Below are 18,375 nucleotides of genomic sequence, written 5' to 3' on the forward strand. Positions count from 1 at the left end.
AAAATTAGTGATTGCTTAATGTAAAAATTAAATATGTATTATTAAATTTAAAAAAAATATCAATCTATCATAACTATATTAAAATTTACTTTACCATAATAAATGTGATTCTATTTTTTCAAAAATTCATCGTTATCAATAAAAATAATAAAACATTTTAAAGATTTTATTTTTTATTTTTAGCTTCGAAATTAAAATACAGTATAATGAAAATCAGCAAACTAAACGCGATAAATTCTGAAATATCATAATTTAAGAATATACCTCTAAAAATAAAACCTCTATTCAAATTATCAGCATTATCAAAAAAATCAACAAATGGCCAAAAATCATTCTGATATGTATTAGTAGTGAAAAAGTTAACTGTATCGTTATCTCTACCAGATAAATATCCGCCATGTCTATTTTTGAAATATACTCTACCCTTTATCTCAAAAATGTTAACAAAAAGTGCTAATCCATTAACTATAAACCAAATAACTATTAATTTAGCTTTACTTTTTAAAAACTCAAAATAATTCATACTACTCTTTTATTTATTAAATATTTCTGTTAACTAATTTTCAATAATTTCATTAATTACTTTTAAGGCCTTTTCAATTTCAATCTTTTGTGATTCAACACTTTTAAAATTAAAAAAAGATGAGAAGTGATTTAATATAACGGTTTTCTTTCTTGATATTAAATCTCCAGAAAGCTCTTCCTTAGTCTTTAGATTCCTTATACATTCCAAAATTTCCTTATAAATAATGTCACTTGGTGATTTCAAATTTTCGGAAAAAAAGTATTTCCTTATTTTATCTTCTAAAAATATCATTTTCATTTATATATTTTAATAGTGTTAGCTTTATTTTTCGTTTGAACGTACTGTAGTTGCTGTTGTAGGCTAGGCTTATGGAATTTTACATATGAAAATATTCTCTATGAGATTTGATGTCTTTTTTCGGTGTCAGCCTTGCCTACGTTCCCGCGCTTGGCGTCAGTTGCGAACTTCGGAACTGATTATTTTCCACTAATATAATATTTCTTGCGAAACGTTAACTTGAATTTACCACAAAATTCGCAATTGCGCCAAACGTGTGTTGGCAGTAGTTTTTATACACTTTCTATTTCATAACTTTTTATTTCGCTTCTATTTGCGAATTTTAACTTTTCAAAAACTACAATTTTTTGAGAAACACCATCAACAATATCATTGTTTTCGTTCGGATAACTTGTTAGAATAACAAACTTTCCGTTTTTTTCACTTGCCATAAAAGATTCCAAGTTTTCTATATTTAAGTTGATTTCACTAGAGAAGGTGCTTTTTATGAATTCTGTTCTTGTTTCTTTATAAATGTAAAAAGTATATTCTTTTTCGTTTTCTTTTACAATGGATAAAACCATTTTGTGTTCAGGCAACCATTCTTGCCAACCGTCTATGAAAACAAAAGACTTAAATGCAGATTGTTGATTTGGAAAATATAATCTAAAAAAACCTGGAGTATTATTTTCTCTTGCTATCGCTGAAACTCCAATCCAATTTTGGATGTATTCATTAACTAATTCTTGTGTAAATTCTACCATTTGTTTATTCGCTTAACTTTAAATCTGCGATGCTATATGTTTCCATTCCTTGACCTAATCTTGCAAAATCTCCATAACCGCAAACTGCATAACCGTTTTTAATTTCAAAAACTAGCATAATTCCTTTAACTTTATCAATTTCTTCATTTCTGTGTCTAACTCTACTTCCTTTTTGTATCATTTTCGTGTTTTTTTGGTAAAATTACTGCCAACGTCCCGCCGCTTTGCTGCGTTTGGGAGTTGATAGCTGAGTATTTTCTGTTAAATGTTTTTTTTCTTGGTTTACGGTAATTCCACTAAAGCCCAAATGCGGCAAAACGGCTGTTATATGCCGTTTTTTTTAGAGTTGATTTAAGTCTTTCACTTTTATCCAACCTTTTGTTATTCTCTGGCCAAAGTATGAGCAATAAGCCCATTCGTTTTCAATTTTCTCCACGCAAACAAAGTCATTTTTAACCAAATATGATTTCATTTTTTTTCCTTCATTTTTCTCCTTGAAAAAATATGATTTCTCTTTAATAATATAACTAATTTGAATCCAGTTGGCCTCTTTCTTTAATTCAAAATCCACAGGTTTATCAGCAAAATGTTCAACATTCCAACATCCTCCATGTTCTTCGGGAAGTTTTATTTTTATGGATTTAGAATTTACTATTTCCATTGTTCCTTCAATTAAATCTTCGGATTTGTCGTTTGGAAAATAGGTTTGAATTTTAAATTGATTTCCTGAAACTATACCTTCAATGTAAAATATGCAAGAAAATTTATTGTCTTCTCCAGTTGAATTTTCATAATAACCAGTTACTTTCTTTGTGCTTGAGTTAAATGCAAGTTTCAATTCAAAATCATATTCTCCTGAAAGTATTGTTTTCTGGCAAAATGAAATACTTGTGAAAAGTATAACCATCAATATTGTTAGATTCTTCATTTTTAGCAGGATTTTAAAATGGCATATAACGTTTTCATGCTTTGCGTTCGGGCGGGATTTCGAAGCACAAAAGCTGGTTTTATTACTAATGTTTAATTGAAAAACTGCCGTTGAATTATGCACTTCAGCCCGCCTGACGCAAAACCCGTGTTGTGCGTTCGTGCTTTGTCAATACTTATTGTTTGCATAACCTCCGATTAAAAAGCCCATATTTAAAAGTCCTAAAAATCCTTCAATTGAAACTAAGAGTCTTGCCCAACCAATAGGAACTAAGTCACTAAAACCCATTGTCGTAAAAGAAATTGTGCTAAAATAAAGACCATGTCCAAAATGAAAGTCTTTAATGTCAATAGCTGTTGAGTTTATCAGGTTTTTGTTTAACCAAAATATTAGTCCGAAGATTACAATTGTTGCTAATGAGTAATAAATGATTCTATGTGGTTTTCGTCCATACTCCCAATAGTAATAACTTAAAGTTTTGGTCAGGTAGTTAAAACCTTTCAGTCTTTTTCGTAAAAATTCATTCTCTTTTATGAAGTATAATTTTGCCACATCGTCATCACCTTGCTGCTGATATATTATTTTGAAAGCTTTATAGCCTTGATAGTTATTGTCCTCAATGTTTGGGTCATCTTCTATGTGGGTTTGTCCCAAAGTGCAGTCCTGCATAATTGGATTGAAATTGCCACCAAATATGCGATTACTATAAAGTTTCGTGTTAAAGAAGTCACCCGATACATTACAGTCATAGAATTTCCATTGTTGCAACTTAGAGTTTAACAATGTGAAGTTGGTTACTGTGCAGTGTTCAAGTGAAACTAAAGGCATACTAAAGTCTGTCGCTACCCAATTGTCACAAGCACAATATGAACAACTCAAATTGCCGAGTTCACCAAAAACAATATCTCCTGAAAATTTAAGTCCACATAAGTTTACAAATTCTAAGCGTTTACCACGATAGAGCATTCCAAATCCATTAACTGGAATTTGAATTCCTCCCATTTTAAGAAGTTCAAAATCACTTTTATTTGCGTAAACATCAGCATGTATAAAAACCCTCTCCATTTCATGATTGGGAGCATGACGTGAGTTTATATAAAGTATCTCTTGATTTTTACCTCTTGCTTTTAACCAGTCTAAGTATGGTGTAAAGATTTGAATACATTGATAATTAAAAGTTGTATCAAAGTGTTTTTTATCACCTTCCAATTTTTCATAAGCTACAATGGTTCTTTCATTGTCGTCCCATGTCTGCTTTGTGAGGTAGAGTTTTTTATCCTTTTTCGCTAATTTCTTTCGTTCGAGAAAAGGAGTTATTGTCCCTGTGCTTATTATTATCTCGTTTGTTAACTTGTTGTCTGCTTTCCATTCCTTGAAAAGCAAAAGAGTCTTGTCAAAATGAGCAAGTAAGACAGGAAAGTCATTTAACTTTCGCCATTCAATAAATCTCTCTTCTGATAAAGCCCAAAGGTCAAGAATGTCTGGCTTAGGATTGTTCTTTATTTTTTCAAACAATTCTATGTCATTGTTCTCTCTATCTTTTAGCATTTGTTCTCTAAATTCATTCATGTTCGCTGTCTTTTTAGCATGACGCACAACGGTTTGGGTATTGCCGAAGGCGGGGATTTTTAGCACAAATGTTCAATCGAAGAACGAAAGTTGAACCTTGCACAAATGTCCAATCGAAGCCGCTCAACCCCGCTTTTGGCAATACCTTGTTAGCGGCTGCCCTTTCTTTTGTTGCTCTTTCTACTGTCTGTGAAATATACATTGTTCTAATTCTTTGTAAACTTCCATCTCTTCTGTCACATATTGTGATAAAGTTAGTTTGAATATTTCAGGATTTATACTTGTAGTAATTCCGCAATAGTTCTTAATTCGTCCGGTTTCGTCTTTCAAATTTTGGTCAGTAATATTAGTTACGAATTTATCATATTCAGTTTCATTGAATGTCAGTCCATTCTTGCCACAATAAGCAAATAATACTTCTTTGTCATAAAGATAATTTTCAATTTCCCAACGCTTCATAATTCTGAAATGCTGTGGATTATTTTGTAGGTATAGTTGTCTATCGTTTTCATTGTTCTGCTTTCCAGAAGAAACATCTCGGTCTTTTAAAACAAGTATTTCAATTTCAGAAAATACCTTTGTGAGAATTGCTAAAGCTATTTCACTTCTTTGGTCGAGTTCTGTATTTCCGCCACTTGAAATAAATAATGTATCGTGATACTTCTCTCCGTAAATATTGTTGAAAACCTTTGCATCAAACCCTTTTTCCATTCCACTCGCACCAGGTCTGTCTTTACCTTCACAATAAACAATACGTTTTGGACTTACTAATCCTGTTAAGTCGTCTAAGGCAGTTTCAAAAATCTCTTTCCATTTAGCTAACGATTTCTTAATTGGAATAAGAACTTGAGGTGTCGATGCCCAATTTATTCCTTTTTGGAATTGAATAATTTGGCATTCATCTTTTAAATCGTCTTGAAGTGCTCTTAAAAATCCAATGCTATGAGTTGTTATCCAAATTTGACAGTCTACACCAACTAATTTATTTATTTCAAGAAGTAACTTTTTTTGTATTGAAGTATTAATGTGTAGTTCGGGTTCATCTATTAAAAAAACCGTATCGTTATATTCATCTTGTCTTAAGTATAAGTCGAGTAAAATATCTACAACTTCCTTTTCGCCAGACGATAATACATTAAATTCAAATTCCTTTGGGTGGTCTGCTTTCTTGAAATATAATGTTCCTTGATTGGCTTCAATATCTCCAATACTTGTTATTTCCAAGTCAAGACAATTTTTCAAGGAATTATTTAAGTCTCCTATTATTTTAGCTTTTGCTTCACTTGGTTTACAATCTGTTTGATTTAGGTATTTATTGTATTTTATATAAAGGCGTCTGTAATTTTCAATCATTTTATCATCTAAGTCAGATGATGTTGAAGCACCATAATTATTGAGTCTAATCTCAGATGTTGCTTGAGACTGAGTAACTTTTAAATAACTATTGTAACGGTATGGACTTCGGAATGAAAATATAGTGTTCTCTTTTCCTAATTGTTGTTTTTGCTGTCTAACAGATTGAAAGTTGTTTGTGGTAAAATCAACTTGAATGTTTTGCCAATTGAAATTTGGCGTTTGTGTCATTGAATGATAATTATGGTCTTTTCGGTCTTGATTCCCAAGCATTCCGTGAACATTGTTTATGTATAGCAAACCGTCTAAAACACTACTTTTTCCGCAACCATTTGGTCCAACAAGAGCAATAATTCTTTTGGGTTCAGAACCTAAGTCAATTGTCAAGTCGTGAAATCTTTTGTAGCCGTTTTTTAGTTGTATTTTTCTAATTCTCATTTTCAGTTTATTGGTTGCTGTGTCTTGTTAGGGTTGCCGCTAACGGTTTGGCTATGGTTTCGTTGCGTGAAAATCCGCGAGGATTTTCCGCCGTAAACCGAAGATAGCAAAAGCGAGAGGATTTTCCGATAGGAAAATCCGCAGCAATGAATTATAGCCGTTGTTGTAGCACGTTTTTTTTATTTTGTCTTATAAAATTTATCTCTATTCGCTTTTACGTATTTCGTCAAGTCCTGCTGATATGTTTTGACAAAACTTTCCTCGTAAAAATAATCTTCTATTTTTTCAGCCGAAGGAAGTACTTTGTATCCTTCTGCGAATGCTGTAAATCGTTTATTCCAATCACTTTTATTATTCTGAAACTTTGAATACAAATCTTGAATTGTATCGAACTTACCAAAATATTCATTCAAAACTATTTTATAATCCGTAGCCAATTTTTCCATTCCAGTTACTTGCATTCCTTCTAATGCAAGTATTGACAATTCTGGGTAATTAAACAAAAATTGGTAAACTCCTCCGTTGTTGACTTGAGATTCAAAGTTTATTAGAGTGAAATAAATCCTCTGTTCTTTAGTCAGCTCATTTAAAAAATCAGCGTGAGTTTGATTCTTTTCCCAATATTTATTTGTTGAGTAAATGTCATTGCAAATTTTCTCACAAATGTCATAATGTTCATTGTCATAAACTCCCCATTCTTTATCATTCCATTTTTGCTCAATTTCAGATATCCAATTTTCAGGCAATAAAGGAAGATGTTGGGTAGATTCAGATTGAGAATCAAGTCGAACAAATTCAGTCATAGTGTTTTCAAGATTTTTTGATTTATTTCTCAAAACTAAAAATGCAACAACCAAAATTAAGATTACAATTATGATTAAAATTCCTATTTTCATTGGTTCGGTTAAATGTGCTACAACTAGTAAATATCTTCAATTAAATATAACATATTTACTAAAAATTGGATTTCAAATATAACGTTTAAGTATTTGCACTATAGCGAAAACCTTACAATATCGACAAAGTGTCAATATTATCGTTTAACGGTTTAAATAAAAAAATTAAACTTATTTGTATAAATCTTTTTAAAAATTGTTTAATCCTAAAAAATTTCATTTTTATAATAAAAAATACTCCCTTATGGACACTCTAATTGTGATTAAAGTAGGTGATTAAAAAATATATTTTTATACATTTGGAGAAACTATTGGAGAATTATCCAACGATGTTCTGATGTAAAAAATCATTGCTAATTTTTATTAGGGTAATTCGCAGTCGTTTTTACAACTTTGTATTTCGCGTGTACCTCCACTTGCCACATCCCGCCAATAGGACTTTCTTAATTTCCTGTATCGTTAAGTTAAAGATGTCCTATATACTCAATTCGCTCCAAAAATATTATCAATGGCAAATTATTTCGTTAATGTGTTATCGTAACATTTTTTAAACAAAAAAATTAACTCACTATATAACAATATATTAACCGTTAAAAATAACACATAAATTTATTAATAATTAACTTTACACAGTTTATTTTGCGTAGTAGCCCAGATGGAAAACTTAACCTCAATAGTATCCATTTAACAATTTTATTATGAAAAAAACAAAACTACACGCTAAAAAAATGCTTGCTTTTTCAGCATTTTTATTTATGTTTTCTTGTAGTCAAGAAACAGAAATTATTGAAGGTTCAGAAAATGCCACTACTTCGGTTCAAACTTCTGAAAGTGATTTGATGTTACAAAAAACTAGTTCAGGAGCTACCATCTTAAGAGGCCCTGAACGACATATCGGTAACGGAATGATTAGATCTTGGTTTACACTAAATTTACAAACTAATACTCCACAAGAATTGGGTGTCGAAATGACTGCATCTGCTTTAACAGGGTTGTCTAATGATGGAGAAGAACACATCAATCCTATTTATACAACTCCCCATCCGTTAGCAAAAAAAATCACGGCTTTGGATCACATTGGAATTAACTGGGAAGGACAAGGACATTTTGGTCCACCTCCATATGGAGGAATGAGCCCTACTGGATTCTTTAAAGTGCCACACTTTGATATTCATTTCTATTTCATATCGTTTGCAGAGAGAGAAGCTATTTACAAAGATACCACAGTAGAAAGCATTCAACTTTTTAATAATTTTCCAGACAATTGTTTTTTACCTAACGGCTACTTTATAGTACCAATAAATGTTAATCCTAATGGTGGTAATTATGCTAAAGTAGGTAAACACTGGGTTCCTCCTCTACCTCTTCCATCACCACAACTTACACACCTAATGACTTATGGAACCTATAATTATAAAATTGCATTTGTAGAAACACAAGTTTCTTTACCTTTTTTGGAATCTGGTGTGGATTATGAGGGAGAGTATACACAGCCCGTAAATTTTCAAAAAAGTAATTATTATCCAACAAAATATAAAATACGTCATAATACCGAAAATGGAAAAATCTATATAACGCTTACCAATTTTGTCTATCGTGAAGCAAGTTCAAATTGTGAATGAACAATAAAGTAAAAAAGAGCAGTAGAATTGATACTACTGCTCTTTTTATCAAATACATTTTGATTACATATTTAACAAAATTGACTTTTCCATTTTGAAATTTATTTTCCTCTTAACTCATTTAATTTAAAAAGCTCTGGAGTAACATTTAAATAATGGTTGAACATTCTTTTACTAAATTGTGTAATACCAAACTAAGGCTAAGGAGAAGGCATAAAGTATTCTTATAACCCCAAATAAAAATGAAATTTCATGATGGTACTCAAAAAATACGACGATACAAATTACGAATAGCGAAAACCATGCGATTCCAATAATTAACATTGCTTTCACAATACTGTTAAACTTATTTTGGTTAGTTAATTTTAAACAAATCACATCCAAAAAAAACAGTAGGCAACTTACAGAAACTCCAAAGAATCAAGATGAAACTTATTCGGATAGAATAATTATTGATAAAACGTTTTTAGGTAAACAGTATTTCTGCATTTTTTTCATTATCAGCTAATTCGTCTTTTTTCTTACAAGCAGTAAAAAAATCAAATTAAAGCAAAACAATACAAGAATTTAATTTTCATAATACTCTCAAATTTGAATTATTATAAAAAAACCAATTAACAAGTAAAAACTTATTCATCTACAAAAAAAAGCAACAACTTAACTATCAGTTATTTATCAAAAACAAAAAAAACGCTATTGTGTCTCTTTTTCTAAGGTAACTAAATTATTGCGTTCAAAAAAAACTATCATTTTTTCAAGATGTTGCTCATAATATTCAAAAAAGGTTTTGAAATACATGTATGTTTCAATGTTGAGAATTACAAGATTATAAAATTCCAAATCATCATATAATTCTTTAACCTCAACTTCAGGACCTCCAACTGGCAAAAGCATATTAGACGGTACTATTCGACTGTAATTCATTCTCTTTATTACAAAAGGATATATAAACTCTCGTTGAAATTTTTCGGCCTTTTCTAATAATTGCAAATTATAGGTTCTAAACTGCTCTAAAGTATTAAACAGAAATTTTATAGAATCATTTTGAGTATGGGATAAATATTTTAGATCTATAAATTCATCAACCGTGAGAAACTCAACCGGAGTAAGCGGAAGATTAATTGCAATCTCTCCAATATACGTTTTTAAAACTTCAAGCGAATCGACACTTCTTGAATTAACGATATTAATTATTCTAGTACTTATATCTATTTTGTATTTGGAGTACTCTATGCAAGTAGTATCAATTAAACTTTTATTCACATTTAATTCCTTGTAAATTTCAGCGTAGTAACGATTAATTTCTTTTTGTGATTTCTTTTTTGCATCCCAACTGTTCAAATTTAATGCAATAAGTATCCCAATCACTAATAATACGATTTCTCCAATTGCATATTTTAGGTATATACCAAGCTTGTTTTGTGCAATTACTTTTCTTCTAAATACCTTTAAAAAGTGAGTCATTATCAACAATAAGCGTATTAACAAAAATGTTAATGCATTTAAATCCTTACAAATTACAATTTAAAAAACATAAAACACTAAAAATCAGACTAAAAATAAAATTTCACGCTCATTAACATGAACGTGAAACATGCAGTTTAAATAACCCATCCTATTCCCTTGTGTTAAATAAATTACGTAGATTAAGATACTGAACCTATTCTTGCACTATTTAAAAAATTACAGCATTAGTTTGTTTATAAAGTTCATTTAAGAAAACATCTTAGAAGTTCTCTGGCTTTTCTTTATTGTTGTTAACGTTGTAATGCTACTTGTACGTCTGTTGGATTAATTAATGAATTAAAAAGTGGTGATTGTGTGGCTAATTGTAACAATACCTGTTTGGAATCTTCATCTACTCCTTGAATATCAAAAAACACTCTAATCTGTGAAAAACCTTTTTTACCATTAGGATTTAATCCTAAAAATCCATTGATATCGATATCGCCTTCTATCCTAGAAGAAACATCGCCAATTTCAATTCCATTTGCTGCTGCTAAAAGAACCATTGCTGTTGTCATACAACCTAGTAATCCATGCAATAATACTTCACCAGGATTTGCTCCTTTATTATCACCAAGTAAAACTGGCGGTTCATCGTTATCATAAACAAAAGGTTCTGTTCTAGAAGTATCTTCTTGACATGCTCCATAAAAACCTTGAATATAACTTCTGTTATGCCCTCCTCCTAGCCATTGGTTAGTTGCACGAAGTTCAAAATTTCCAATTTCTGGGTTTGATTGAAGTGCAGTTACCACTTCTGCAATTGCCTCTTGACTAAATCCGTTTACTGTTTTGTTTACCGTTTTCATAATGTATAATTTTAAGTTTATTAATTTGTACATTACAAAGGTATTACGGTTATTACCCTATGAGATAGTCGCAAAAGCTCATATCATATGCAATTAAGTTCAAGGAGCTTATTTCAGCCTGAACTTATCAAAATCCTAAACATATTGACATCAAACTGTAGCTGTTTTATATTGTAAAGGAGTAATTAAAAATTTTTGTTTAAAGGCCCTTATAAAACTAGAAGGTTCATCAAAACCACATTCAAAGCCAACTACATTAATGGGCTTATCATTTGTTCTAAGAAAATGACAAGCTAAGTCCAAACGTTTTGCCGTCAACCATTTACCAGGAGTAGTTTTATAAATATCTTGAAAATTTCGCTTAAAAGTACTTAAACTCATATGACACAAATTGGCATATTCGTCCAAATTCAAACAATAGGCAAAATTATCTTCCATTATCTGTTGCAAATGAACACTTTGCTCTTTGTGTATTGATAAAAGATATTGGGCTAATTTAGCATGAATAGGATTGGTCAGAATAGTGAGTAAAAGCTCTTCAAATTTCAACTTTAAAAGATTTATGTTTGGCTGAATTGGTGTGTTGAAAAAACTTTCCAAGGAATTAATGTAGCCCTGTAAATATTGATCCAACTGAATTCGAATCACCGTATCTGTAGTATTTTCAGGTATTGAATTTATTTGCTGTGAAATTTCAGAAAATTTATAGGTAAACTTCTTTATGAAATCATCGGGTATAAAAATCATTAAGGCACAATAATCTTCATCAAAATACTGATGAACTAAATTAGCACCTTTCTTAACAAACAACGAATCTCCAGCTTCAACTACATAATCTTTGTAAATACTCCTCCACATTTTTTTACCTGAAGTGACAAAAACAAAGTAGTTGGCATCTGACCAAATACCGGCTTTAGTTTCTTCTACCAAACATTTGTATTCGATAAAAAGTAATTCGTTTACTTGTATTTTTTTGTAATTGGTACTTGTCTTAAGAAATCCATGCAAATCTATCATGATATCTTACGATTAGTAAAAAATTAACCTGTTATAAAGATACTACATTTTGAATTCAATCTCAACCTCAACCAAATAACTTAATAGTAAAGAGAATTTTGTAGTTAAAATTGGATGCTTAAAAAAGATTTTTAGTGTAAATATTTAGTAATACAATTCAAATCCCATGCTCTTACACAAAGTATATTGCTTTTCATATAGTATTTCAACTAACTCCACCACGTCATCATATTCTTGATACAATGAAAAATAGACATTGTCTAATATTGTACTTAAAATCGGTACTGATTTTGCATAACCCGAAATTGCTTTAGCTCCTGTAACATCTAAAAAATATTGTGCCGATTCGCTATCTAAATCCAATCGCATAGTATTGGCAAAATGAATAATTTTTCCTGTAAGTTTCCCTTCGAAAAACTCTGCAATTTCTTCTAAAGTATACTTGTAATGATCAATAACTATTGAATTACCTTCTCCTTTAAAAACCAAATACAATACTTCATAATCTTTAAAATCCTTATCTTCATAAAGTAACGTACTCAAATTTTCCTCTAACCCTTCAATACTATCACAAGTATTGTAAACATTGGTTATTCCAAAATTAAAAGCCAATTTTTCCAAGGCAGGTAATATTGCGGTTCTATGTTCATTAGTAACATCTGGTACCGCTTCCAAACAATAAATATACTTAGCAGAATACATCTTTTTGTTTCTTTAGATTAATTTGAATCTTACGAATTCATTTGAAAAATCAAAATTAATAATTTAGACCAACTAAACTTTAAATTGAGTAAATCTATTAAAGTAGTCATTAATTCTTTTAAAATACTCAAATTTGTGACCATAAGCATTATTTAAAATTTCTGTAATTTTACCATAACATTGATTAAAAATTCCCTCCAAAGTATGGAAGCAGTATATTCTTTAGCATTTATGCCGGATGCACCAATCATTGAAAAAGTAAAAACAATGAAACTCAACTTGGCTGATAAAATAGGTTGGTTCAACAGTAAGAATTCTTTGGCTCATATTACCATTTGTGAGTTTACACTAAATGAAAGTACTTGGGAACAAATGGAGAAAAAAGTTAGTGCTACTATTGCTACTTTTACTCCTTTCAATGTAGAACTCATCGGTTTTGATCATTATCCAAATGGTGCTTTCTACATCACTCCTGATATAGAATCTAAAAAGGTTTTAAAAGAAATCATGAAATCGATTACCACATCAGTACCTGTAAAAAACCAACATAAAAGTAGTGATCCTCATTTGTCAATTGCCAGAAAACTAAATCCGGAACAACTTAAAAAAGCCATGCAAATGTTCACGTCGATTCACGAATCATTTATTTGTGATGCTATTTACTTACGTCGTTTTAATCCCGAAATAAAACAATTTGACGTAATCAAATCATACCCTTTCCTTAGTCAATTTCCTTCAACAGGTATCCAAACAAGTATGTTTTAAAAGGGTTTATCAAAAAAGTGTAAATTTGCGATGCAAAAAAATAATATTTATGGAGAATCAGGAAATAGAATTTCAACCTAATAATACTAATTTATTAGCTACTATAAATGCATTTCAAGAAAATCAAAATCAAGAAACTTTTATGGCGGTTTTAGAAGAATTACAAGGCAATAATGCTTATTTAATCATTCCTACTACAGAACCTGTAATGGGTGCCGAAAAAGATGAAAATGGTTGGTCAACTATTGAAAAAGGAACAAAAATGGCTTTTACCTCTGTTTTTGAAATTGAAGGGCAAAAAGTGCTAGGCGCTTTTACTTCGCAAGCTACATTAACGGTTTGGGCTACTGAAACAAAACCTTTTGCTTCAATTCCTGCTAGAGACGTTTTAGATATTGCCATGCAAAACAATATCGAAAGAATTGTAATCGACAGCAACCAACCTACTATGTTTGTATTGGGAAGAACAATTGCAAAATAAGAATTTAGCAAACAAGACTATAAAAAAAGGTATCACTTAATATTATTGATACCTTTTTTACTACCTACCTACAATACTTTTAAATTTTAGCTATTATTTCAATGGTGTGCCCATCATTGGCTTCGGGGTTATATTTCCTATTAAAGCGTTGATATTTATAACCTATTGAAAATATCATTTTCTTAAACCCAAAATAGCTATACTGTAATCTATAAGATCTCCTGCTGTTATAACGATCGGATAAAGCAGGGTCCTTTCGGATAAACCATTCAATATCTGTTCTTACTTTGCTTTTCGGAAAATTATATTCCAAGGCTACATCAAATCGTGTACGTAAAATCGATTGATACTTTATTTTATCGCCATAAAAAATGTTCCGATTCTCGATTCTTAAACGTTGTTTTAAAAAGAGTTTGTCTGTAATTGGGGTTTGCAAAGCTATTCCTAACCACGGTCGCAATTCATAAAAATTATCAATCTGTTCATCAAAAGTATAATTATTGACTAGACCACCTAAAAAAGTCCAATTTTCAAGTTTTCGCAAAACCTCAACATTAAACCCTAGGCGATGCCAACGTGATTCGCTATAATTATGCATCCAATTGCTCTCGGACAAAACTGTTATTTTTTCATTATGTAATAAATTAGTTTGAAAACTTATGTCGTGAAAAAAATCCTTTTGACCCCACACTTGAACCCCATAGAATGCAAAACAAAATATAACAATTATAATATTTCGTCTCAGAAAATTCATTGTTCAAAATTTAATTCGTTGCATCTTTTACACAACGAAATCCTAGATGTTGCATACCTGTATCCGGACTCAAACGCATTCTTCTTGAATTTCGATACCCTGAACACCAACCATCATTACATAAAAAAGAACCACCGCGAACTACTTTATTTACAGCATTAGCGTCGTAGACTTCATTAGTTTTAATTGGCCCTGTAGGGTTAATTGTTACACCTTTCAAAGTATTATAATAATCGGCTCCATACCAATCCATAGTCCACTCCCAAACATTTCCAGCCATATCGTACAAACCATATGCATTTGGTTCAAATGATTTTACCGGTGCTGTGTATAAAAATCCGTCTTTTCCAGTGTTGTGATATGGAAAACTGCCTTGTAAAAAATTACCCTTTATGCGTTCTTCTACAAGTTTATCATTCCCCCAAGGGTACATCGCCTCTTCTTTTCCACCACGCATAGCGTACTCAAATTCTGCTTCAGTAGGTAAACGTTTTCCAACCCATTTTGCATAGGCCAATGCATCATACCATGAAATTTGCGTTACTGGCATATCCAAAATTGCATTCAAATCAGGTATACTCCCATCAGGATTTCTCCAATTTACCCCGGGGGTAAAAGTCCACCAATTCCCCAAATCGTCCTTGGGCGTATTCTCAGGCACATAATTAAAAACTAATGCTCCTGCTTTTAACATTTCTTCGTTTGGTTTTGGAGTCCCCGGAGGCAATTGCTTTTTTATTTCCTCCCAATCAATATCGTATTCGGCAACCGTTTTATAGCCTGTAGCCTTTACAAAAGCTGCGTATTCGCGAACAGTTACTTCATGAGTATCCATAAAAAAATCAAAAAGCTCAACTTTATGTTTTGGATATTCATCTGCTTGAGGAAGTGCAGAAGCTTCCATTTGCTCAAATCCAGGTGGCTTATCCGCTCCCATATTGAAAACACCTCCTTTTATAAACACCATGTTCTTGTTACTCTTTAAAGAATCTTCGTTGGTAGTTATGTTGTCAATATTTTTCAAGTAGGTTTCATTTAAATATTGTTTTCCTACCAATGAATCGGAAACAAAATGACAAGAATACTTATCCAAATTGTTTACGAATTGTTTTTCTTCTGTTTTTGTTTTGCAAGCGATAAATAATAATACCGCTAATGAAAAACCAATTTTCTTCATAAATTGTTTTTATTTCGTTTGAGCCCTTTTGTGTTTAATTTGGATAAACCGTTTTCCAATCTGTTTTCATATTGATAAGTGTCCAACCTTTTCTATTGGCAACTTCTCTTCCTTTGTCAAGTCTTCCCATAGGTGTTTGATCAGTATATCGAAATTCACGCTCTCCATCCGTATGATCTACATATAACATTAAAGTTGGTAACGGATTATCGGTTGTTGCATATTCCATCATTTCCAAATCTCCATCAGAGTTTCCTCCTATTAAAATTGGTTTTTTACCAATAAATTTATCAATACTAATAACTTTTCCGAAATGGTCATCGTTAAATTCAAACTCACCCGTCTGTGAGACAACAATTTTATCTCCTTCTTGTTTGGTCTCTCTTTTGAATGAACTACCTATAATATTTTCTTTTGGAATTCCATAAGCCTCTGGTGCCCAAGCACGCATAAATTCCATACTACCTCCTGAAACAATATAGATTTTAAAATCATTCGCTTTTAAATAGTCGATTAATTCTAACATCGGTTGGTAAACCAATTCGGTATATGGGCGCTTTTTTACAGGGTGTTGTGCGGTTTGCAACCATTGATTTACAATATCATCAAAATCGTCAACATTTGAAACTGCATTTGCTGTGCCGATAATTTTTAAAAAGTCATGCATACCAAATTTACCCATAGCTGCCGTGTCTTTCTCTATAATCGCTTTAAATGGCATTTCATTTTTCCATTCTGGATGATCTGCAGCCATATCTTCGATTCTTTTCAATTCAAAAAACAATTGAGAAGGTAAAGGCTGTTCCACCCATAAAGTACCATCGTTATCAAAACAAGCTATACGATCCTCTGGCTTTACAAATTTTGAACTCGTCGAGTCAGTAACCTCTGAAACAAACTTTACAATAGAAGCTTTTGCAGTTCCTTCATTAAAAGAAGGCAACCAATCTTGAGCAATTTGCTCTTCATGAACAACTTCTTCTACTTTGTCCTTTTTACAACTTGAAAATAATACACTAAAACTTAATGTTAGTGCAAAAATTTTAAGCAACTTCCCTTTTGAAATTTTAACTTTTTGCTGATGATCTTTCATAATCTAACGTATTAAATGTTAATACTTTATTCTTAAAAAAAATGAATTACTGACATATTTTTTCAATTTCCAGATAGTAAATTAATACTTATGGTTGCATAATCGGTATTGGGAAATTTTTTAAAAAACATAGGATTAGGATGTAATCCCGCTTGCTCGGCTACTTTTTGTAAAACCTCAATTTCAACAATAAACTGGTCGGAAAAACCATGTGTTGCATCATAAGCTGTGGCTGCGGTACTTCCCATATTAGCTACTGCTAAATCAGGTGAGATCGTATGCAGCTCAATAATTAGTAATCCGAATTGTTCTACATAAGGTGCCCATTTTTGAAAATGTTCAAATAAATTCGCTTCAACATCATTATTTGAAATTCTTTTACCTCTATGAGCAAATGCACCTGACGAAATGCTTACTCCATTCGTTTTTATTTTTGGTTCTTCCCAAATTCTATTATGGTCTAAAAAAGTACGAACATTCAATAAATCACCTAATGCAATATTGTAATTCTCTTTTAAGTCATCAGCCAATAAATCGGGGCGTCCTATATCTCCCCAAATTACTTTTGCCCAAATGTCTGCTTTTATTAAATTAGCCCTGGTAACCTTTAATGCCGCTTGGTTATAATCTGCACCCACTAAAAAAAGTGGGTAATCATCCAACATTTTGCCACGTGTAGTTTGACGCTCAATAACTTCAAAAATATGCTGCAAAAAAGCACCATTTCCACAGCCCATGTCAAGAATACCTTTCGGCTGTTCTGCTATAGGTCGGTTAAACAACTCTATTATAATTTCATCAATAATTTTAAAATAAGTTGCATGAGCACCACCACTACCCCATACATTCATTTCGCGATTAACATGTTTTTCCTCTTCGTTTATTGCAACATCACGTAATTGCTTTGGATTTCCAAATATTAAATCGTTTATCCTTTTAAACATGGGTAAATACGAAACGGTGACTCCATACGCCGTTGCTCGCTTTGCAAAAAACAAGCCTTTCTCTGTAAATTGATAGTTTCCGTTCTTCTGTGAAAACCAACCCAAAAAGGTAAGAAAATCTAATATAACTTTGAAAACCTCAGGTTCTCTATGAAATTCTTCAGGTCGGAATGACGTTTCCATAAAGTACTTATGAAACATTCCTGTCATTCCCAGACTGACTGTAATGGGACCAACTAAATAGCCTTCTATATGTCTTAAAACCTGCTCTTGTAATTGACGTTCTTCAATGTTTTCGAATAACGTAAGTCCGAAGTTATTTTGGTATTTTTGAAAAACTGCTTGAAGTTTTGGAATTGCTTCCGATGCAATCTCAACTGAAGTGAATAATTCGGTTTCCTCAAGCAAGGTCACCACATCTTGATACAAAGGCATTAAATCAAATGCAACTTTACTGTTGGAATTACTTTTAACGGTTATTTTATTTAAAGTATTGTCTACTTCATAATGTAAAAAACCTTGTGAAGCTAAAGTTCGCAAAGCTACATTCAAATAACCTTCATTGGCTTTGAATTCTTGTTGTAAATCCGATAAACTACACGTCTCTTTTTCCAAAAGATAATCTAGAACTCCTTTATTAAGCAGGCTGACTGCTACAGGAGCTGTTACTAATCCGTCTAAATGTGAAAAAAGTGTACTGCGAAGTGGAGTCTTATCCGTCATAATTTAGCTTTATGGTTTTTACCAAATTTAAC

The 18,375-nt window shown here is 31.5% G+C and carries 19 protein-coding genes; 3 read left to right on the plus strand and 16 right to left on the minus strand.

Annotated features, from left to right (window positions below; translation table 11 throughout):
• Window positions 1-166: 166 nt before the first annotated feature.
• The 8 genes from ACFS5J_RS04120 to ACFS5J_RS04155 all read right to left on the minus strand — a co-directional run bounded on the left by ACFS5J_RS04120 (window position 167) and on the right by ACFS5J_RS04155 (window position 6,750).
• Complete coding sequence (locus tag ACFS5J_RS04120) at window positions 167-523, minus strand: hypothetical protein (protein ID WP_379810750.1); 357 nt, start codon at window positions 521-523, stop codon at window positions 167-169.
• A gap of 33 nt (window positions 524-556) precedes the next feature.
• A complete protein-coding gene (locus tag ACFS5J_RS04125) occupies window positions 557-823 on the minus strand; it encodes a hypothetical protein (RefSeq protein ID WP_379810751.1) in 267 nt (88 codons plus the stop codon).
• Window positions 824-1,095: 272 nt separating this feature from the next.
• Window positions 1,096-1,566, minus strand: coding sequence for a hypothetical protein (locus tag ACFS5J_RS04130; RefSeq protein ID WP_379810752.1), 471 nt, complete (start codon window positions 1,564-1,566; stop codon window positions 1,096-1,098).
• A 4-nt stretch (window positions 1,567-1,570) separates the two neighbouring features.
• A complete protein-coding gene (locus tag ACFS5J_RS04135) occupies window positions 1,571-1,747 on the minus strand; it encodes a hypothetical protein (protein ID WP_379810754.1) in 177 nt (58 codons plus the stop codon).
• 159 nt (window positions 1,748-1,906) lie between these two features.
• Window positions 1,907-2,494: a hypothetical protein gene (locus ACFS5J_RS04140; protein WP_379810755.1), complete on the minus strand. Its 588-nt coding sequence runs from the start codon at window positions 2,492-2,494 to the stop codon at window positions 1,907-1,909.
• A gap of 168 nt (window positions 2,495-2,662) precedes the next feature.
• Complete coding sequence (locus ACFS5J_RS04145) at window positions 2,663-4,063, minus strand: potassium channel family protein (protein WP_379810756.1); 1,401 nt, start codon at window positions 4,061-4,063, stop codon at window positions 2,663-2,665.
• A 180-nt stretch (window positions 4,064-4,243) separates the two neighbouring features.
• Complete coding sequence (locus tag ACFS5J_RS04150; RefSeq protein ID WP_379810757.1) at window positions 4,244-5,854, minus strand: AAA family ATPase; 1,611 nt, start codon at window positions 5,852-5,854, stop codon at window positions 4,244-4,246.
• Between the two features lie 179 nt (window positions 5,855-6,033).
• Window positions 6,034-6,750: a DMP19 family protein gene (locus ACFS5J_RS04155; protein WP_379810758.1), complete on the minus strand. Its 717-nt coding sequence runs from the start codon at window positions 6,748-6,750 to the stop codon at window positions 6,034-6,036.
• 698 nt (window positions 6,751-7,448) lie between these two features.
• Between ACFS5J_RS04155 and ACFS5J_RS04160 the strand changes: the two genes are divergently transcribed.
• Window positions 7,449-8,372: a hypothetical protein gene (locus ACFS5J_RS04160; RefSeq protein WP_379810759.1), complete on the plus strand. Its 924-nt coding sequence runs from the start codon at window positions 7,449-7,451 to the stop codon at window positions 8,370-8,372.
• A 693-nt stretch (window positions 8,373-9,065) separates the two neighbouring features.
• Here ACFS5J_RS04160 and ACFS5J_RS04165 read toward each other — a convergent pair.
• The 4 genes from ACFS5J_RS04165 to ACFS5J_RS04180 all read right to left on the minus strand — a co-directional run bounded on the left by ACFS5J_RS04165 (window position 9,066) and on the right by ACFS5J_RS04180 (window position 12,406).
• Window positions 9,066-9,836, minus strand: a complete 771-nt coding sequence (locus ACFS5J_RS04165; RefSeq protein WP_379810760.1) for a hypothetical protein — start codon at window positions 9,834-9,836, stop codon at window positions 9,066-9,068.
• A 293-nt stretch (window positions 9,837-10,129) separates the two neighbouring features.
• The gene (locus ACFS5J_RS04170; protein ID WP_379810761.1) at window positions 10,130-10,687 is read right to left on the minus strand and encodes an OsmC family protein; all 558 of its coding nucleotides are present in this window, start codon (window positions 10,685-10,687) and stop codon (window positions 10,130-10,132) included.
• Between the two features lie 150 nt (window positions 10,688-10,837).
• A complete protein-coding gene (locus ACFS5J_RS04175; protein WP_379810762.1) occupies window positions 10,838-11,704 on the minus strand; it encodes a helix-turn-helix domain-containing protein in 867 nt (288 codons plus the stop codon).
• Window positions 11,705-11,848: 144 nt separating this feature from the next.
• On the minus strand, window positions 11,849-12,406 hold the full coding sequence (locus tag ACFS5J_RS04180; protein ID WP_379810764.1) for a DUF6642 family protein: 558 nt from the start codon (window positions 12,404-12,406) through the stop codon (window positions 11,849-11,851).
• 204 nt (window positions 12,407-12,610) lie between these two features.
• Between ACFS5J_RS04180 and ACFS5J_RS04185 the strand changes: the two genes are divergently transcribed.
• Together ACFS5J_RS04185 and ACFS5J_RS04190 are read left to right on the plus strand one after the other, a co-directional pair.
• Window positions 12,611-13,171 carry a 2'-5' RNA ligase family protein gene (locus ACFS5J_RS04185; protein ID WP_379810765.1) on the plus strand — a complete coding sequence of 187 codons (561 nt, stop codon included), beginning with the start codon at window positions 12,611-12,613 and terminating at the stop codon, window positions 13,169-13,171.
• 49 nt (window positions 13,172-13,220) lie between these two features.
• Complete coding sequence (locus ACFS5J_RS04190; protein ID WP_379810766.1) at window positions 13,221-13,652, plus strand: SseB family protein; 432 nt, start codon at window positions 13,221-13,223, stop codon at window positions 13,650-13,652.
• 79 nt (window positions 13,653-13,731) lie between these two features.
• Here ACFS5J_RS04190 and ACFS5J_RS04195 read toward each other — a convergent pair whose 3' ends face one another.
• The 4 genes from ACFS5J_RS04195 to ACFS5J_RS04210 form a co-directional block, all read right to left on the minus strand.
• Window positions 13,732-14,406, minus strand: a complete 675-nt coding sequence (locus ACFS5J_RS04195) for a hypothetical protein (protein ID WP_379810767.1) — start codon at window positions 14,404-14,406, stop codon at window positions 13,732-13,734.
• 10 nt (window positions 14,407-14,416) lie between these two features.
• The gene (locus tag ACFS5J_RS04200) at window positions 14,417-15,583 is read right to left on the minus strand and encodes a formylglycine-generating enzyme family protein (protein WP_379810768.1); all 1,167 of its coding nucleotides are present in this window, start codon (window positions 15,581-15,583) and stop codon (window positions 14,417-14,419) included.
• Window positions 15,584-15,617: 34 nt separating this feature from the next.
• Window positions 15,618-16,676: an HAD family hydrolase gene (locus ACFS5J_RS04205; RefSeq protein ID WP_379810769.1), complete on the minus strand. Its 1,059-nt coding sequence runs from the start codon at window positions 16,674-16,676 to the stop codon at window positions 15,618-15,620.
• A gap of 62 nt (window positions 16,677-16,738) precedes the next feature.
• Window positions 16,739-18,343 (minus strand): class I SAM-dependent methyltransferase, encoded by a 1,605-nt coding sequence (locus tag ACFS5J_RS04210; RefSeq protein ID WP_379810770.1) that lies wholly within the window; start codon window positions 18,341-18,343, stop codon window positions 16,739-16,741.
• Window positions 18,344-18,375: the final 32 nt, after the last annotated feature.

This window comes from Flavobacterium chuncheonense (genome assembly GCF_042686145.1).
Classification (GTDB): Bacteria; Bacteroidota; Bacteroidia; order Flavobacteriales; family Flavobacteriaceae; genus Flavobacterium; species Flavobacterium chuncheonense.

Excerpts from the sequence above, each read along its gene's own strand:
- ACFS5J_RS04125 (WP_379810751.1), bottom strand. The coding sequence starts at position 823 with ATGAAAATGATATTTTTAGAAGATAAAATAAGGAAATACTTTTTTTCC.
- ACFS5J_RS04210 (WP_379810770.1), bottom strand. The coding sequence starts at position 18,343 with ATGACGGATAAGACTCCACTTCGCAGTACACTTTTTTCACATTTAGAC.
- ACFS5J_RS04170 (WP_379810761.1), bottom strand. The coding sequence starts at position 10,687 with ATGAAAACGGTAAACAAAACAGTAAACGGATTTAGTCAAGAGGCAATT.
- ACFS5J_RS04140 (WP_379810755.1), bottom strand. The coding sequence starts at position 2,494 with ATGAAGAATCTAACAATATTGATGGTTATACTTTTCACAAGTATTTCA.
- ACFS5J_RS04155 (WP_379810758.1), bottom strand. The coding sequence starts at position 6,750 with ATGAAAATAGGAATTTTAATCATAATTGTAATCTTAATTTTGGTTGTT.
- ACFS5J_RS04175 (WP_379810762.1), bottom strand. The coding sequence starts at position 11,704 with ATGATAGATTTGCATGGATTTCTTAAGACAAGTACCAATTACAAAAAA.
- ACFS5J_RS04120 (WP_379810750.1), bottom strand. The coding sequence starts at position 523 with ATGAATTATTTTGAGTTTTTAAAAAGTAAAGCTAAATTAATAGTTATT.
- ACFS5J_RS04130 (WP_379810752.1), bottom strand. The coding sequence starts at position 1,566 with ATGGTAGAATTTACACAAGAATTAGTTAATGAATACATCCAAAATTGG.
- ACFS5J_RS04165 (WP_379810760.1), bottom strand. The coding sequence starts at position 9,836 with ATGACTCACTTTTTAAAGGTATTTAGAAGAAAAGTAATTGCACAAAAC.
- ACFS5J_RS04180 (WP_379810764.1), bottom strand. The coding sequence starts at position 12,406 with ATGTATTCTGCTAAGTATATTTATTGTTTGGAAGCGGTACCAGATGTT.
- ACFS5J_RS04160 (WP_379810759.1), top strand. The coding sequence starts at position 7,449 with ATGAAAAAAACAAAACTACACGCTAAAAAAATGCTTGCTTTTTCAGCA.
- ACFS5J_RS04200 (WP_379810768.1), bottom strand. The coding sequence starts at position 15,583 with ATGAAGAAAATTGGTTTTTCATTAGCGGTATTATTATTTATCGCTTGC.
- ACFS5J_RS04205 (WP_379810769.1), bottom strand. The coding sequence starts at position 16,676 with ATGAAAGATCATCAGCAAAAAGTTAAAATTTCAAAAGGGAAGTTGCTT.
- ACFS5J_RS04145 (WP_379810756.1), bottom strand. The coding sequence starts at position 4,063 with ATGAATGAATTTAGAGAACAAATGCTAAAAGATAGAGAGAACAATGAC.
- ACFS5J_RS04195 (WP_379810767.1), bottom strand. The coding sequence starts at position 14,406 with ATGAATTTTCTGAGACGAAATATTATAATTGTTATATTTTGTTTTGCA.
- ACFS5J_RS04190 (WP_379810766.1), top strand. The coding sequence starts at position 13,221 with ATGGAGAATCAGGAAATAGAATTTCAACCTAATAATACTAATTTATTA.
- ACFS5J_RS04135 (WP_379810754.1), bottom strand. The coding sequence starts at position 1,747 with ATGATACAAAAAGGAAGTAGAGTTAGACACAGAAATGAAGAAATTGAT.
- ACFS5J_RS04150 (WP_379810757.1), bottom strand. The coding sequence starts at position 5,854 with ATGAGAATTAGAAAAATACAACTAAAAAACGGCTACAAAAGATTTCAC.
- ACFS5J_RS04185 (WP_379810765.1), top strand. The coding sequence starts at position 12,611 with ATGGAAGCAGTATATTCTTTAGCATTTATGCCGGATGCACCAATCATT.